This is a genomic window from Streptomyces sp. NPDC030799 (genome assembly GCF_055572255.1).
In genome coordinates, this window is sequence record NZ_JBVIDS010000009.1 from 248,750 (window position 1) to 265,336 (window position 16,587).

A 16,587-nucleotide genomic window follows, 5' to 3' on the forward strand; every position below is an offset into this window, starting at 1 on the left:
GTCGCCGGTTGAGTGGTGCTTCTCTGGATGAGTGGGCGAGGCAGCGAGAGCGAAGATCCCGTCGGATTCAAGTCAGCTGGACCACCTTGTCACGGCGTACGACGGGGACGCCGGACTGCGGGATCGGCTGCGGCTCGGGGACGACTGGCCGCGTCGGTGGAGTTCGACGTGGCAGGTGGGCGCCGACGAGGTCTGCTGGCCGGTCCGGGATATGGCTCACGTACCGGTGATGTCGTCCCGGCCGATGCGGGGGTTCACGTGGCGGGCGAAGCAGCGGCACCGCCCCGGCCTGGAGGCGATGGCGTCAGCGGGCGGGAAGCATGGCTTCGAGTCGCTGAAGGAAGTGAGCCTGCTGGTCGCGCTGGACTTCTTGAGGGCATCGGAAGTGCTGTCGCAGCCGTTCCGGCTTGATTTCGAGCATGCGGGCGGGCGTGCCTGGCACATCCCGGACTTCCTGGCCGTGATCGGCGGTGGGATGTGGTTGCTGGACGTCCGCCCGATGGAGCTGATCAAGGAAGAGGACGCGCTGAAGTTCGCGGCGGCCAGGGAAGTGGCGGCTGCCTGCGGCTGGCGGTACTCGGTGGTCGCGGGCTGGCGACCGCATGTCTGGAGCGTCCTTGACCACCTGTCCTCGCGCCGGCGGCCGGCGAGGGACCTTCTCGGCATGCGCGAGCAGCTGCTTACCGCTATCAGCGGGCAGAAGGGGCAGGCGATGACGTTCTCCGACCTGGCGGAGGCGACCAGCGTGCCTTCCGTTGGCCGGGCGAACATCGTCCGGCTGCTCTGGCACCGCGAGCTCGGCGTTGACCTGGGCAGTCCCTTGCGCCACAGCTCACTGATCTGGGCGGTGTGATGGCAGCGAGGCGATTCTTGCAGATCGCGCCGGGTAGGCGGGTCGCGCTCAATGGCGTCGAGTGGACGGTTGACGACGTCCACGGTCAACTCGGCCGGCTCGTCCTCGTAGATGACGACGGCCGCGCGGAGACCCACTCGTTCCGTTGGCTCATCAACCATGCTGACCTGCGGCTTCTTCCGGCAGTCGAGTCAGGGCGCCCGCCGCCGGTCGCCCGGCAGCCGAGGACACTGGCCGACTTGACCAAGGACCAGTTAGAGCGGGCCCGGCTGCGGGCGGCGCACGTGCTGGAGGCCGAGACGGGGTTCCGGGAGGGCCACCCGGCTCGGGCCCTGCCGGGTGAGCCCCGGCCGGCCTACGACCCGGACGGCACGACGTTGACTCAGCGTCGGTACGCGAAGGCTGCGGAGATAGAGGCGATGCCCCGTCCGGAGGCGGTCCGGTGCGGTCTGCAGCACCTCAGCTACCGGACGCTGGTACGTCTGTCGGGACTGGCGGGCGACAGTCTCCTGCTGGCCTGCGCGGACGGGCGCTGGACGCGGCGACGCAGCGGGCACCGCACCATCACGAAGGAGGTCCGGGAGGCGATCTTCGCAGTAAAGGCCGAGTGCGGCCCAGGCGCCCGCCTGAGCCAGGGTGCCAAGCACCGGTTGATGCACCAGTACATGCGTGAGCGGTTCCCGACGTTTCCCACTGAGAAGATCCCTTCACGCTGGACGCTCGCGGCCGTCTGGAAGGAGTGGTTCGGGCCCGGCGGAGCCCGGCCGCGTTACGGGCGGACGGCGGAGGCGGCCGCGGAGGCCGGGGTCTCCGGCCGGATGGTGGTCCACCGGCCGGGCCAGGTTCTGGTGCTGGACTCGACCCCGATGCCGGTGAAGCTGCGCGAGACCGTGTTCGGCGACGCGATCACCGCGACGCTGACCCTCGCACTCGATCTCTACACGCACGGGCTGCCGGCCTTCCGGCTCACGCTCCAGTCCGACACCTCGGTCGACATCGCGATGCTGCTGCGGGACGTGATGCTGCCGCTTCCGATGCGGGACGGCTGGGGCGAGGACATGGAATGGCCCTACGCAGGGGTGCCGGCCGAGGTGATCGCCGAGTTCACCGGGCACCGGGTCGCCGCTCTGCCGTTCTTTGCCCCGGAGACGGTCACCACCGACCACGGCGGCCCCTACAAGAATCACGACCTGGTGGAAGCCGAAACGGAGATCGGCTGCCGGATCCTGCCTGCTCGCGTCCTGCGGCAGACCGACAAGTTCGCGGTCGAGCGCCAGTTCCTCACCATCCAGACCATGCTCTTCGAGCACCTGCTGGGATTCACCGGCGGTGACGTCGCGGACCGCGGGGCCGACCCGGAACGCGATGCGAGCCTCACGCTCGCGCAAGCCGAGCACATCATCGCGACCTGGATCGTCCAGATCTGGCAGAACCGTAAACTAGGCGAATACGCCCCGAGTTGGGCACCGGGTGAAGACCACAGCCCCAACACCCTGTTCGCTGCCGCGATGGAACAGGGCGGCTTCGACCTGGACTTCCCCGAACCGAGCTTCTACTACAAGGTCCTGCGCAAACACCACGTGAAGATCCATCCTCGTCGCGGGGTGAAGATCCTCGGGCTCTGGTATCACCACCCGGTCTTCGACGAGCCGCGCTTCCAGCAACCCTCCGCCCGGGGCGGCAAACACGCGGGCAAGTGGGTTGTCCGCAGTGACCGGAGGGACCGCCGGCAGGTGTTCTTCCAGGACCCTGCCGACCACGAGACCTGGCACATTCTGCGCTGGAGAGGACTGCCGCCCGAAGGTGAGATCCCTGCTTTCTCGGACAAGACTGCCGACGCCCTGCTGACACGCGTGAGGGCGAACAAGATCAGGATCCATTCCGAGAGCGAGCTCCTGGAACATCTACTCGGGATCCTCAGCTCGGTCACCCCAGTCGACCAATGGCCCAGCCAGGCCAAGAGGAAGGCCGGAAAGAAGCAGCGCGTCGCCCAAGCCCGCGAGATCACCCGCGCACAGGCTGCGGCCGCTGACCGCCCCGCCGCACCCGCCATCGCGGATGAGCTAGCTCCGGCTGAGATGCCCGCGGCCTGGGCCGAGCACGCCCGCACGATCGACCACGCGGTCGACGCCGACCGCCGTCGACGACGCGAAGAAGCCCTCGCCGACGTCAAGCCCGTGGCCCCGGCAACGCTGCACGAGGCCCTGAACCGGCGTCCCATGTTCCGGCTTCCGCCCCCCGACGACTCGGAAGCCGATACACCTGTCCAGGAGGACCACACGTGACCCGAGCCCTCTCTCACGATGATCCGCTGGACGGTCTGCCTTCACGAGCCAGGATCGCCGAGCTGATCCTGGGCAGCCGCCCGCCCCTCGACACCTACGTTGGCTGGCAGCACTACCGCACCCACTACGACCTACTCGTCCCCGCTCCGACGATCTCCCCGCAAAAGTGGTCGATGCTCCCTGAGAGCCGCCGGTACGACTACGACCTCTACCGGGAGCTGACGAACGCGAACCTCCCGCTGCAGGACACCCCCATGCATGACAAGGTCGGCAAGCTGATCCGGCGCCGGTTGAGCGGCAACACGAGGAAGAAGAACGACCCGACCCGCGCCGGCGTCATGATCAGCGGCTGGGGCAACTACGGCAAAACCGCGTCTGTCTGCTCAGCCGGGGCCGTCTTCGAAAAGCAGTGGCTTGAACTCCACAGCCACCTCAACCCCCAGGCTCTGCCGGGCACCCGCGATCTCCACGCACCGGTCGTCTATGTCTCGACCCCGGTGACAGCAACGCCAAAAAGCCTTTGCACGTCGATCTTAGGCTTCTTCCGGGCCCCGACGCGCAAGTCGGCCACGCTGCCGGAACTAGTACGGCAGGTCGCCGACTCCCTTTACGACCATGGCGTCAAAGCTCTGATTCTGGACGACATCAGCCGGCTGCGGATGCACAGAGCCGACGACCAGGACGTCCTCGACCTGATGCGGGCCCTTATGAGCCTGGACGTCACTCTGATCCTGACCGGCGTCAACATCGCCGGCATCGGGCTGCTGCGTGAGGCCAAGTGGAACAAGAAGACCCGGCAATGGGAGATGCCACCGCTGGAGTCGACCCGCATCCACGGTTTGGAGGTCACCCAGACGGAACACCGCTTCGAGCTCATCGAGATCGACCGGTTCCGCTACACCACCCCGAAACAGATCGCGGCCTTCGTCAATCACCTGAAGGGAATCGAGAAGCACCTGCGGCTGATGAACGCGACGCAGGGCATGCTCACCGGCGGCGGTATGCCGGAGTACTTGATGCGTCGCACCGGCGGTGTCATCGGCCTGCTGGGACGCCTGCTCGAAGACGGCGCCCAGGAAGCCATGGACTCCGGGAAGGAAATGATCGACGAGAGCCTGCTGGACGAGATCGTGCTCCGGCGGGACGAGCCCGAGCAGCCGCCGGACGAGCCCGTCATCCCGGCCGCCCCGCGGACCGCCGTCAAGAAGCCCACGCAGGCGAAACGACCCCGGAACACCGTTTTCGATGACCCTGGCCCGGCTTCCCGCGCGGGCGCCTGACGGAGAAGCCACGATGCATCCACTGCCCCGGAGTCTCGAACCTGCCTCAGGAGAGTCCCTTGTCAGCTACCTGCTTCGGCTAGGGCATCGCCTCAGCCTCCCGCCTCTGCAACTGATCCGTGCGGCGGGCTGGACCGATCGCGTCCAAGCCCATCACATCCCAGGCAGTCTGCTGCTGAATCTCACTGGGCCGGAGGCCCAAGGATTCGCCCGACTGACCCGCCAGACAGCCGAGGAAGTGTCGGCACTGACACTGACACAGTGGCGAGACCGGTATCCCCCCATCGCCTGGTCTTCCGTGTCCGGACCGGGACCGGGACAGAGGCCGGACCCATGGCTCTTCGTCGGCTCCCCACGGTATTGCCCCACCTGTCTGGCGGGCGACTGCACCCCAGCCCAGCGATTCCACGGCGGTCCCTGGCGCAAACTATGGCACCTACCCTTTGTCTTCAGCTGCGTAGAACACCAGACCTATCTGGAAGCAAGCTGCCCGCGCTGTGGGCAGCCGCGCGCCATATCAGGGCGCCTGATTGAGCGGGCCAACGATCACACCCTGCACCCAGCGCAATGCCGGTGGACGCTCGGCACCCCAACCCGGAAACGAAAGTCCCGCGCCTGCGGCGGCAGACTCGATCAGCGAGTTGCTACAAAACCTTACCGTCGGCCACACCCAACACCGGACATCCTTCGCTTCCAGCAGTCCCTGCTTGCCCGCCTAGAACCGCTGACTCCGGCCTCGGACGCATCCGAGTACTTCACTGATCTCCGGCTGGCCACCGCACTGATCGCTACTACTTGGCCAGTAGGGCAACATCTTCTCGACACCACCTTCGCCGGGCATGTGGCCGCGTACGTCCACTCCGCTTCAGGGAATTCGAGTACCAGCAACGGTTCGCAGCACTCTCGCTTGCGCGATGTACCGCCCCGTGACCCGATCGCCTGTGCCGGACTCCTACGCGCCGCACACGCCTTGCTCGAAGCAGACGATCTGTCCGAACACCTTTCCCACCTCGTCCACACCCCCGGGGAACGGCCGACACGTACGCCCTGGGTACGCATCAACGCCCGACATGAAAACTCGTGCTCACCACGATTCCGAGACGCAGCCGAACCCCTGACCCGCACCTACCGCAAAATCGGCGGCCCACAGGGATTCCGAGCACCACTGCGGGACGACTACCGACCAGAACACATCCCCGCATACCTGGAACGGGACTGGTATGAAAGATTCTTCGCACCTATTACCGGCATTGCCCCGAAGGTGCTACGCCGAACCGCTGCAGTCCGGCTCGTCCAATGGGCCATAGGCGGACCCCTCGACGAGGCCGCGGCCTACCTCGGCATCACCCCAAGCCTGGTGCGGTTCAGAACCAACACCGACTTCAAACGCTGGGAGCGCGCAGGACGCAGTCCAGCCGAGTTCGAACGAGTCCTCCGCGAGCTCGGTGCCGAACTCCGAGCACCCCGGCGACCACTCATCGACTACCAGCGCCGACGCGAGGCGCTCAGGGACTGGGCCCTTCCTCCGGACGAATGGGACGCCCTGGTCAGCGAGTTGCCACCGCTTCCCGGCCCCATCCGGCCACCGATCGGCGACCGCAAACGCCAGGACGCCTCCGTCTACATCTGGGTACAGGTCACACAAGGCGAGCACCTTTTCGCCCCACGCCCCATCGAGGCCGAACAGCCTCAAGACGTCCAACGCGAATGGGCTCTTCGCCGCAACACCACATGGTACAACCTCGTCCGGCCAGATACCTTTCGGCACTACGCCGATCTACGGAAACTCCTCGCCGAATATGCCCAACAGCTCGCCCGGTTCATCGACTCGGGTGCAGGCAGATAACCAACGGTCATCCAGTCGGGTGGCCCGAGGGGATCTCACCCTCGGGCTCCCACCGATCCGGGACGCCGGCCCGCGCGGCCAGGATGGCTGCCGCGGCGGCCAGCTGCGGCTTGGTGCGGAAGCCCGGGTCGCTGCGCTTCTTGGGGAAATGGCGGGCGGGGCTGCAGGGCAGCGCGTGCAGCGGGTAGTGCAGGCGCTCGTCCGCCCACAGCGTGGTGACCGTCACGATGCCGTTGTCGGTCTTGCCCAGCCGCCCCAGCCACTGCCGTCCGGTGAAGGCGGTCACGGTGCCGTCCTTGCGGTCACCGGAGTCGTCCACGACCAGCACTCCGTGGGCGTGCGGGGCGGTGTGACGGTCGCTCAGCAACAGCCCCAGAGGAACCTCGTTGACCTTCTCAGCATTGCAACGCGCCCCGGACATGAAGAACTGCAGCCGCTGCACCTGTGGCCGTCCGGCCTAGGTGACCGGTTCGGCCCCGGCCAGGCAGGTCAGTGTCTTGTTGCGGTTCAGCGGCGCATACATCGCGTCTCATCCCTTCAGCTCACATTGCCAGACAGGGCATCGAGGAGTGCGATGGCCTCGCGGCGGCTCAGCAGCTCGTGGAAGCGCTCGTTGCGGAAGTTCCGCAGGCACGCGTAGCAGCTGCTCTCCGGGCCGCACTCGCAGGCCGCCACCCGGGCAAGCGCGGCAGAGACAACCGGTTCGAGCCGCTCGCCCATGGATACGGCGTTGCCCGCGCCCCCCGGAGTGGTGTCGAAGAGCAGCAGGGACGGCATGCCGTCGGTGCCGGTGTGAACCGTGCCGTCGATGTCGTCACGACTGATCTCCAGTTGCGCGGCGGCGCCTTCGAGCAGTGCGTACAGGCCGGAGCGCAGACGGGCCGCGGTGGCGGTCAAGGCTGTGAGCGGGTCCAGATGGATCTGGAGGAAGTCGGTCTGGTATCGGTGAGCGAGAGAGACGACGCGGAGGGGGCCCGTGCACTGGGTGTCTTTCAGCAGGTGCGGGTGTCCGCCGCGCGGAGGCCCGGCCTGTGCGTGCGGACGGCCCCAGCCGCACCAGTCGCAGATCTGGTACCCGGCGCCGGCCAGCCCCTCGGAGACGACCACCATCTCTCCCCGGGTGCCCGCCGACCAGAGCGTGGTGTGGCCGGAGACGAAGGCGGTCGCGCCTTCCTGGAGGTCGGCGGTGTCGGTGGACATGTGGACGTCGCCGTACCAGGACCGTCGTGGCGGCGTCTGCCCCGGGCGGCGCTGTGGGCCGCGCGCGGCGACGAAACCGTAGACCGGTTCGACGTACCGGCGTTGCGCGGCCGCGGACTGCGTGCCGCAGGCGGCGCAGAAGGGGTCCACGGGTTCGGTGGCCTCCCGGTAGCGGCCGCAGGCCGCGCACACGGCGTAGTGGCGGCTGATCAGTTCGCGGTCCGGCAGCCGGTAGACGCCGGCTGACGCCCACAGGTGGCCGCCCGCCACGATCTCGGCCCCCGGGGCGTACTCGTAGACGGCGGCGCTCAGGTCACGGGTGAGTTCGAGTTGCCCCGAGACGGCGCCGCCCTCCTGGGGAATGCGCAGTTCGACGGTGTCCACGGGAAAGCCGTACTTGGGCAGCACGTTGCGGTTGGCAAGGACACCGAGCAGTTCCCGTTGGGTGAGGTTGCGGATGACCTTCTCGTACATCTCCGCCTGCCGGTACTTGCGGGCGGCCGCGGCCTGCTCGCGGCGTTCGCTGTACGAGGTGACGTCCTGGTCGAGGATCTGCTGTGCGGCACGCAGGAGTCGGTCCAGTTCGGCAACCCAGTCGCCGGAGTCGATGCCGATCTCTTTCTGGACCTGGTCGGGGAGAACTCGGCGCAGGGAGTCCATGACGCTCTCCGGGACGGGGGTCAGCCAGTCGCGCACCGTGTGGGCGGCGATCTCGCCGGTGGTGTCGTCGGGAAGGAAGAACTCTCCCGCCTTGCGCCAGATCCGGCCCCGCTCGTCCTTCATGGCACGGAAGAAGGCGGCGAGCGCGATGGAGTGGACGTGGCGGCGGTCGATCCTGACGTTGTCGACGGGGACGATCGGGGCCCGTACCTCCCCGGCGATCATCCGCTCTGGCTCCGCGAACCGGGAGAGGTCGTGGGGCCGCCGCTGCGCGTAGGTGAGGACGAGCGCGGCCGAGTCGGCGCGGCGTCCGGCGCGGCCGGCGCGCTGGACGTAGTTGGCGGTGGAGGGCGGCATGTTGCGCAGGACGACGGCCTGGAGTTCACCGACGTCGACGCCGAGTTCGAAGGTGGTGGAGCAGGACAGGGCGTTGACCTGCCCTCGGACGAACTCCCCCTGGATCTCGGCGGCCTTCTCCCCGGTCCACTGCGCGGTGTGCTCTTGGGCGCGCAGGGGCACGGGGTCGAAGGTCAGGTAGAGGCGCCGCAGGTGCTCGTCCGTCTCGGGCGACGGCTTGAAGTCCTCCAGGCGTCCTGTGCAGCGCAGCGTCGGGCACACACCGCGCACGGACACGGCGGTGATGCGGCGGCAGCGGTCGCAGGCGTACTGCGGATCACTGTCCGCTGTCACTGGCCGCAACCGCAGCCAGGCGTGGTCGAGTCGGCGGACGACGCCGATCCCCGGTTGGCTTTCGGACGGCAGCCAGTCGGCGAGGTGACCTGTCGTGAGGTCGGTCCACAGGCGGTTCAGGACATCGAGGGCGGTGGCCCGTCGTTCCCCCTGGTGGCCGAGGGCGTCGAGTACGCGTACGAGGTAGTCGACGCGTCGGTTCGAGGCGCTCGCGGCGCTGGGCAGCCAGCTGATCACCCTGCGCTTGGCCTCGGAGCCCTGGGAGCGGACCCAGATGGGCCCCTTGCGCGGGGCGAACGCCTCGTCGCCCGCGTCGACGTCCTCGGGCATGGTGAGCGCACCCTGGTTGCGCAGGGTGCGCAGGAGTTCCTGCAGCAGCAGCCATGCCTCGCGGTCCGTTAGGCCGAGTGAGGTGAGGGCGGCGGGCGGCTGCCAGAAGGGCTCGCGGTCGATGTCGATCCGGAGCAGGCCGAGGCCTTCGAGTGACTGACGGTCGTCGAGGCTGAGCACTTCCTGCATCACCCACAGGGCCACTTCGCGCTGCTTGGCCTGGCGGGAGTCGTTGCGGCGGAAGACTCCGGCGCGGTCGGCGGCGCGGACGGTGTGGGCGACGAGGTCGTCGATGTGCAAGGGCTCGTCGGGGTCGGAGCAGCCTTGCCGGACGGCCTGGGTGATCAGGCGCCGGTGCTGGATGCGGGTGTAGGAGTCCTCCAGGTAGGGCGCGAAGTACGCGGCGGCCTGTCGGCTGTCGCTGAAGAACAGCAGCTTGCGGCCCTGTCCGGGCAGTGCGGCGGCCGGGCCGTCGGTCACCGGAGGCAGCGCCTGGTAGAGGGCGGTGCTGAGGACGGCGGCCGAAGCCTCGTTGCCCGCCTCGAACAGGCGGATCATTCCGTGACCGCGCGCTCCACAGGCGAGGCATGCGGCCGGGGTGCCCTCGTGGGTGTCTAGCTGGTGGACGCGGCGCAGTTCGGTGCCACCGCATCCGGGAGCGGTGCAGGATGTCGTGGCCGCGGGGTGCACGGCCGCGCAGCGGGTGCACAACCTGCGTTCCTTGAGGCCGCCCTTGGCGCTGTCGCCGAGTGTCTCGTCGTCCTCGTCGGCGCCGGTGTCCGAGCCGTCCCCGTCGAGGAGCAGCCAGGTGTGGGGGCTGTCGGGGGACTTGCGGTGTGCGAGGCGGGCTTGTGCCCCCTTGCCGGTGAAGGTGCCGTGCAGGTGTACGGCACCGCAGCGGCGGCAGGCGCCCAGTTCGAAGGAGGGGCGGGCACACCGCGCGCAGGTCTCGTGGCGGGCCAGGTCGAGGTGGGGGCCTGCCGGGTCGAGGCAGGTGAAGGCGCCTTCCGTGGCGCGTGCGAAGAGGTGGTAGCGGGCGGAGAGCACGGGAGCGCCGTCGGTGTCGGTCACCTGGCTGGCGAGTTGGATGAGCGCGGTGACCGCCGCGGGTCCGACGGGGTCACCGGGGAAGACGTCGCGGGCGATCTCGTTCACGGGCCGGGGTCCGTCGGCTAGGGCCCGGCGCAGAGCCGCGGTGCCGGCCTCTGCGGCGAGGGCGGCGGCCGCGGCCGTGCCAGCGGGCAGGCCGTGCATGCGCGCGGCCGACACGATCTCCGGTTCAGGGTCGGCGGTCGTGGCCAGGCGCAGGTACTCGGTGGTCGGCAGCGGTCCCCAGTGCGGGCCGTCGGGTGTCCCTACCCGGGTGGCGGTGACCAGGTCCTGGGCGGCGGGATCGCTCGCGTCCCACCGGAAGGGAACATCGAAGAGGGCCTGGGCGAAGGCGGTGACGGCGGCCGGGTTCTCCTCCGCGCCGACGGTGGCACTGGTGGCAATGGCCTGGATCTCCCGCCCCTGCCCCACACGGTCCTTCAAGCGGCGCAGCAGCATGGCGAGTTCCGCACCGCGCGCTCCGTCGTAGACGTGGGCCTCGTCGACGACGACGAACCGCCAGGAACCCGCCTGCTCTCCCTCGAAGAGGTCCATGTCCTGGGGGCGGAGCAGCAGGTACTCCAGCATCGCGTAGTTGGTGAGCAGGATGTGGGGCGGTGTGGCGCGCATCTCGCGCCGGCTGAGCAGTTCGTTGGGCAGGCGCGGTTCGCCGGGGTTGAGCTGCTCGAAGGTGTCGGCGGCGCGCTGCGGATCGTCCTTGGTGTTGCCGGTGTAGCGGCCGAAGGTGATGTGAGGGGTGTCGGCGAGCAGTCGGCGCAGTCGCTTCATCTGGTCGTTGGCCAGGGCGTTCATCGGGTAGAGCAGCAGGGCGCGGACGCCCGGTCCGAGGGTGCCGCGGGCGTGTTCGGCGGCGAGGGCGTTGAGGACGGGCAGGAGGAAGCTCTCGGTCTTGCCGGAGCCGGTGCCGGTGGCCACGACGAGGTTGCGTCCGGCGACGGCCTTGCGCAGCGCCTGTTCCTGGTGCAGGTACAGGGGACGGTCACCGGGCAGTGCGGGGCCGGTCAGCTGCTGGAACGCGGGGTCGAGTACGCCCTCTGCAACGAGCTCGTTCAGGCTGGCGCCCAGCGCGTAGGCGGGGGTGGCCTCCAGCAGGGGCCCCTTGGTGAGCAGCGGGCTGGTGTCGATGGCGTGGGCGAGTGCCTCGGCAAGGCTGGGCTCGCGCAGGGGCAGCAGGGAACGCAGGTAGCGGCGGTAGGTGTGGCTGATCATGGTGGAGGTGGCGAGCGGGTCGAGGCTGTGCACGGGAGGCTCCGATGTGACGGTTGGCTTCGGACGAGCGGCGGGGCGGTACCGCTGTGAGAGGGCTGGAGACGGACCGGTGGTCAGCCGGTCCTGTGCACGGCCTCCGCGGTGACCAGGCATTCCGCGAGAGCGATGTCGACGGCGGTGAGATCCGGTGCGTGGGAGGCAACGGGCGTCCACAGGTGACGCAGTCCCCGTTCCAGGCCGGCGGCGCGGGCGTCACCGGCGGCAGCGAGCCTGGCGATCAGCGCACATCCCAGGGACAGTTGGGGGATCCGCATCCAGGCTTCGCCCGGCCCGTGCAATTGGCCGGGGTCCCGTCCGCGGAAGGCCTGGGCCAGGTCGGGGTGCCCGTCGTCCAGGAAGATCGCTACGGCGTCCAGGCCGTCGCGGAACTCCTCACGTATGGCGTGGTGCTGGAGGTCCCTGCGGGCACGGAACGCCTGCCAGGCCGCGTCGGCACGGGTGTCGGGGTCCAGAAAGCCCCGCGGGACGACACGGGCACTGCGCCACACGGCCTGCTGCTGGAGTTCGGGGAGCCGGTCGAGGGCACGGGTCTGGGCGTCGAACCGGCCGACCGGGCCGCTCGGATCCGCCTGCCCGGCCAGCAACTCGATGGCGGTGTCGCCCAGGAACTGGCCCACCTCGCCGAGGAGTTCCGCTTCCTGTGGGTACAACTCCGCAGCGTCGTAGGCAGGGTCACCGGAGAGGTACGGCAGCAACGGGGCCGTGAGCAGCAGCGCACACAGGGGCGCCTGCCGCCAGACGTGACGTACGGCGGCCGGGTCCGCCACCTCCCGTATCCGCAAGGCGGCGAGACCGCTGCCGGCGAGGACGGAGGCGAGTTCACCGGAGCGCAGTGCGCTGTCGGCCGCTCCCGTGAGGGCGGTGGGCCCGGCGTCCGCAAGGGCGCTGCGGCATTCGGCCGGTGCCGTCTCTCTGGCTCCGCACGCCTGCAGGTCGCGTCCGCGGGCGGCCACGATCCAGTGGTGGGGGATCGCGTCGGCGCCGCGCGGCAGCGCGCCGCGTCCGGCCAGGTACTCCGAGACCCTGGCGCCCGTTCCGTGGCCGGCGGCGGAGGTCCACGGGGACCGGCGCAGCACGAGGGTGTCTCGATCACGGAGGCGGGGCCACCCGGGAGCGGCGGGTGTGGGGGCGCCCGCGTCCAGGTCCACGATCAGGGGGCCGACGGACCGCCAGGCCAAGGGCAGCGGGATGCGGCCGCTCTGGTCGACGGTGGCCGTCAGCGGCCGCTCCCACGGGGCGAAGACCGCGTACAGGCGGGCGGTCAGTTCGCCTGGGTGGCGCAGCCCCCGCAGCTGCAGTCCGCCGCCGTCCGGTACGACGTCCTCCGCGATGGGCTGGCTGCGCACGGTCGCGACATGGACGCTCTCCCCCGCGACCAGCAGCCGTATCTCGGCTTTCACGCAGTCGCGCACGGTGTCCGCCAGGGCGCCCAGCGAGTACCGGAGGTCGCCCTTACGGGTGCGGGTGCGGCGTTCCGGTCGCAGCGTGTGCAGGGTCGTACCCTCGACGACCAGCGCCAGCAGAGGGGTCACCGCCACCGCCTGTTCCGGCAGGCGGACGGTCAGGGCGCTCTCTCCGGCCAGGTCCGTCGCATCGATGTCGAGCGGCCGGACGGACCAGGTCAGGGGTTGGCCGCCGAGTTCGAGACGGACCTCGGAGTGCTGGATGCTCGCCTCGACGGCGAACTTGCGCACACCGTCACCCAGCACGAGGCTCTTGGTGATCTCGTACGGAGAGAACGCGACGAGGGGCGCGGAGGCGGTGACAGGCCCGTTGGTGCCGAAGGTCAGCCGAGCGGGGGCCAGGCCTCCGTGCGGGGCGAGCAGACGCCACTCGGCTGTCGCTTCGGCCGTGAGGCCCTCGGCCAGGAAGGCCGCCAGCCGGCGCCTGCGCCGGGAGCCGACGCGGTGGACGAGGATCTCGTACGGTCCCAGAAGCGGGCGGGGTACGTCCTGCCAGGCGTCGAGGAGCGCCCCGGGGGCGCCGGTGTGACGGGCGAGAGGCTCCTCATGGCCGGGGCGGCGCACTTCGGCCTGCCAGAGTCGCGTGTCCGGTTCGCCCGGCCGTCGCGGGAGCCGGAGAGCGGGCGGACGGTGCCACACGGGCGCCCCGTCGTCACCCGTGATCCAGGGCAGCGTCGCACCCCCCTCCCAGCCGAGCGGCCGTCCGGCGGCGACGTCCAGCCAGCTTCCCGACACCGCGGCGGAGGCCCGCACCCGCGCCACCCCGGTCAGCGACACCCTGCTCAGGGTCCAGCCGCTCCAGCCGTACGGGGTGGGCAGTTCCACGACGCCGGGGTCGGTGCCCTCGGTCTGCAGGGTGCCCGCGTGCAGGAGGCAGATCTCGGCGGCGGGCAGGGGCTCGTCAGGGGTGATGCGGTGGCCGTCGGCGTCGAAGGCCAGCAGGGCGGTGTCCGGGTCGACGACGGCCGAGACGTGGGTGGTTCCCGACGGATCGGTGGCCTCGACACGGCGGACGGGGCCCGGCAACACCCAGTAGGGCGGCCGTACGGCGAACACCTGGCCGTCGGCGGACAGTCGCCACTCCCCCGCGTCCGGCTCGCCGGGCAGAGTCAGCAGCAAACTGCCCGCGCCTGGTCCGAGGCGGAGCTCGGGAGGAGCGTAAACGGTGCGGGACGGGGCGAGGGCGACCGGATCTTCCGCAGCGGTCGGGGGGCGCCATGCCCAACCCAGGGAGCGGGCGGCCTCCTGAGCGGAACGGGTCCACTCACGGGCGCTCTCCGGGACGGCTCCGTGTGATCCCAGGTCGGGGCGCGCCGCGAGCACGCGCGCGTGTGCTTCGGCCACCAGACGCGGGAGTTCCGGGCGGTCGGCCAGTGCCACGGTGTGGACCGCGCAGGCGGGCCAGCGTGCGAAGACGGTGTCCCGCGGAAGGCCGGAGTGGTCTGCGAGCAGCCGGTACGCCACCAGAGCCTCCAGGACGAGCGCGGTCCGTCCGGCGGCGGTCGGCTCCACTGCACTGGCGAAGGGCTCCCCCGCCTCACGCCAGGCCCGCTCGCAGTCGTCCAGCAGCTGTGTGGGATCGACCAGCATGTCCCGCCCTCCCCCGCCTCAAACGAACGCGATCTCGCCCGAGGCCGACCATCGCTGTACGTTCTACCATTCCTTCACGCCAGGAGCACAGAGAATGCGCAGGTGAGCGTCGCGCTCTGAATCCGGGGTGTGACTGGTTGTCAGTGGTGGGTGGTGCAATGCGAGAAGGCTCGTCGCACCGCTGTAGGGCACATGGGGGGCACGCTGATGACGACGGACACCGAGGCCCGATCGCCGGCCGCGCTGTATGCCGCGCTGGTGGCGGCAGCCGGACCGCAGCGGGCCCTGACTCCGGTGATCATGCGGGGGCTCTTGGTCGGTGTGGACCGCGCGGTGTCGGCCGAGGCGCTGAGGCGGGTGATGGCGGAGGGGATCGCACTGCCTCCCGCCGCGGTGGCCGCGTTCGGACTGCAAGGCGTCTCCACAGTCCCGGCCGCGCCAGAACTTCCCGCATCCACAGGGTCGTTGAGCGACACGCAGACTGAGCCTCAGCCCCCGGCAGGGACGGAGGGGGATCCACACCGACCGCGGTTCGCCCTCGAACTGCGCCCGAACAGCCGGCTTGACCTTTCCGCGCTGACCGTTCGAGCGCTCGGACTTGACGCCCCTCCCGCAGCTCCGCCGCCTGTGGAGGCCGCGAAGCTCCACGAGAGGCCCGTCGAGCCCACGCTCTTCCCTGTCTCCGCGCCTCGGCCGAGCCCTCCCCGCGAGCCCGCCGAGGCTCCGCAGGATGACGCTTCCCCACAACAGCCCGCGTTCGACTCCCTGAAGCACTACCGCAAGCAGATCGGCAAGTTCCCGCTGCTCTCCCGGCAGCAGGAGGCGGAGCTGGCGAGAGCCATCGAGGCGGGAGTGCTGGCACGGAACGAGCTGGACGAGGGCGGCAGGAAGCTCGCTCCCAAGCTGCGCCGCGAACTCCAGGAGATCACCCGGCGCGGGGAACGGGCCTTCACCGAGTTCACCGAGGCGAACCTGCGGCTGGTGATGAGCATCGCCGTCAAGTACACCGGGCGCGGTCTGGACCTCATGGACCTGGTCCAGGAGGGCAATCTCGGGATGGTCCACGCCATCGAGATGTTCGACCACCGCAAGGGATTCAAGTTCTCGACGTACGCCGTGCAATGGATCCGTCAGGCGATCACGCGCGCGATAGCCGATCAGAGCCGCACCATCCGGCTCCCCGTGCACGCGCATGACACCGTCGCCGCGCTCCACCGGGCCACCCGCGACCTGGCGCTGAACTCGCCCCACGACGACCTTCCCGCGGTCGCCGCCCGCGTGGGGACACCGGTGGACGAGGCACACGCCCTGTTGGCGCGAGTGCGCACCACGGTCTCCTTGGAAGCTCTGGCCGAGGCGATCGGCGACGACATGCTGCACGAGGAGTTCGACCGTACGACGCGGGGAGCACAGACCCTCGAAGAGGGGTCGGACTATCTGGGCCTGGCACCGGACGATGTGCGTCTCCTGCTCGGTCACCTGTCCCCGCGCGAGACTCGGGTACTCGCCCTGCGCCACGGCGTGGACGACGGCGGCCCCGGCCTGACCCTTGACGCCATCGGGCGGCAGCTCGCAGTCACCAGGGAAAGGGTGCGCCAGATCGAGAAGCAGGCCACCGGGGTGCTGCGCGACCTGATCGTCGCCTACCGGATGTCCCGCTCCGTTCTCCCGGCTCGTCCCTCCGAGCCGCGCCGCGCCCACCCTCGCCCCGCCCGGGCGAAGACCCCACCCTCGGTGTCGAAGCCCACTGCCAATCCCGTGGCCACAACCCCTTCCGTATCCGTTGCCCTTCCGGCTTTCACCAGCGAGCGACACCGCGTGAATTCCTCGGGGTACATCACGGTCGAGGGCCAGGCGATCGGCGTCGGCACCGCTCTGCGAGGAGGAACGGTCGTGGTGCTGGTGGAGGAGGAACTGCTCCGGGTCATCCACGACGGTCGCCAGCTCACCACCGCGCCCCGACGGCGCATCGGTCACGACGGCAGGGCCGACGGTGCGGGGTCCTGAGCCG

Annotated in this window: 7 protein-coding genes and 2 pseudogenes; 6 read left to right on the forward strand and 3 right to left on the reverse strand. The window is 69.8% G+C overall.

The window, feature by feature from the left end:
• Nucleotides 1-31: 31 nt before the first annotated feature.
• The 5 genes and pseudogenes from ACZ41I_RS23780 (at nucleotide 32) to ACZ41I_RS23800 (ending at nucleotide 6,264) form a co-directional block, all read left to right on the forward strand.
• Nucleotides 32-853, forward strand: a complete 822-nt coding sequence (locus ACZ41I_RS23780; protein ID WP_374114684.1) for a TnsA-like heteromeric transposase endonuclease subunit — start codon at nucleotides 32-34, stop codon at nucleotides 851-853.
• Nucleotides 853-3,138, forward strand: coding sequence for a transposase (locus tag ACZ41I_RS23785; RefSeq protein ID WP_468514987.1), 2,286 nt, complete (start codon nucleotides 853-855; stop codon nucleotides 3,136-3,138). The genes ACZ41I_RS23780 and ACZ41I_RS23785 overlap by 1 nt, the downstream gene beginning before the upstream one ends.
• Nucleotides 3,135-4,418, forward strand: coding sequence for a TniB family NTP-binding protein (locus tag ACZ41I_RS23790; protein WP_468514988.1), 1,284 nt, complete (start codon nucleotides 3,135-3,137; stop codon nucleotides 4,416-4,418). The genes ACZ41I_RS23785 and ACZ41I_RS23790 overlap by 4 nt, the downstream gene beginning before the upstream one ends.
• A gap of 13 nt (nucleotides 4,419-4,431) precedes the next feature.
• A pseudogene (locus ACZ41I_RS23795) lies at nucleotides 4,432-4,884 on the forward strand (TniQ family protein); the annotation flags it as partial.
• A 441-nt stretch (nucleotides 4,885-5,325) separates the two neighbouring features.
• Nucleotides 5,326-6,264, forward strand: a complete 939-nt coding sequence (locus ACZ41I_RS23800; RefSeq protein WP_468515041.1) for a hypothetical protein — start codon at nucleotides 5,326-5,328, stop codon at nucleotides 6,262-6,264.
• 61 nt (nucleotides 6,265-6,325) lie between these two features.
• Here the strand turns inward: ACZ41I_RS23800 and ACZ41I_RS23805 are convergent.
• The 3 genes and pseudogenes from ACZ41I_RS23805 to ACZ41I_RS23815 all read right to left on the reverse strand — a co-directional run.
• Nucleotides 6,326-6,787: pseudogene (locus ACZ41I_RS23805) on the reverse strand (transposase); the annotation flags it as partial.
• A gap of 14 nt (nucleotides 6,788-6,801) precedes the next feature.
• A complete protein-coding gene (locus ACZ41I_RS23810; protein ID WP_468514989.1) occupies nucleotides 6,802-11,496 on the reverse strand; it encodes a DEAD/DEAH box helicase in 4,695 nt (1,564 codons plus the stop codon).
• A gap of 80 nt (nucleotides 11,497-11,576) precedes the next feature.
• A complete protein-coding gene (locus ACZ41I_RS23815) occupies nucleotides 11,577-14,576 on the reverse strand; it encodes a hypothetical protein (RefSeq protein WP_468514990.1) in 3,000 nt (999 codons plus the stop codon).
• A 627-nt stretch (nucleotides 14,577-15,203) separates the two neighbouring features.
• Here ACZ41I_RS23815 and ACZ41I_RS23820 point away from each other — a divergent pair.
• The gene (locus tag ACZ41I_RS23820; RefSeq protein ID WP_468514991.1) at nucleotides 15,204-16,583 is read left to right on the forward strand and encodes a sigma-70 family RNA polymerase sigma factor; all 1,380 of its coding nucleotides are present in this window, start codon (nucleotides 15,204-15,206) and stop codon (nucleotides 16,581-16,583) included.
• The last annotated feature ends 4 nt before the right edge of the window (nucleotides 16,584-16,587 follow it).

What these genes read in the sequence shown, in the direction of transcription:
- ACZ41I_RS23785 (WP_468514987.1), top strand. Translation starts at nt 853, where the DNA reads ATGGCAGCGAGGCGATTCTTGCAGATCGCGCCGGGTAGGCGGGTCGCG.
- ACZ41I_RS23815 (WP_468514990.1), bottom strand. Translation starts at nt 14,576, where the DNA reads ATGCTGGTCGATCCCACACAGCTGCTGGACGACTGCGAGCGGGCCTGG.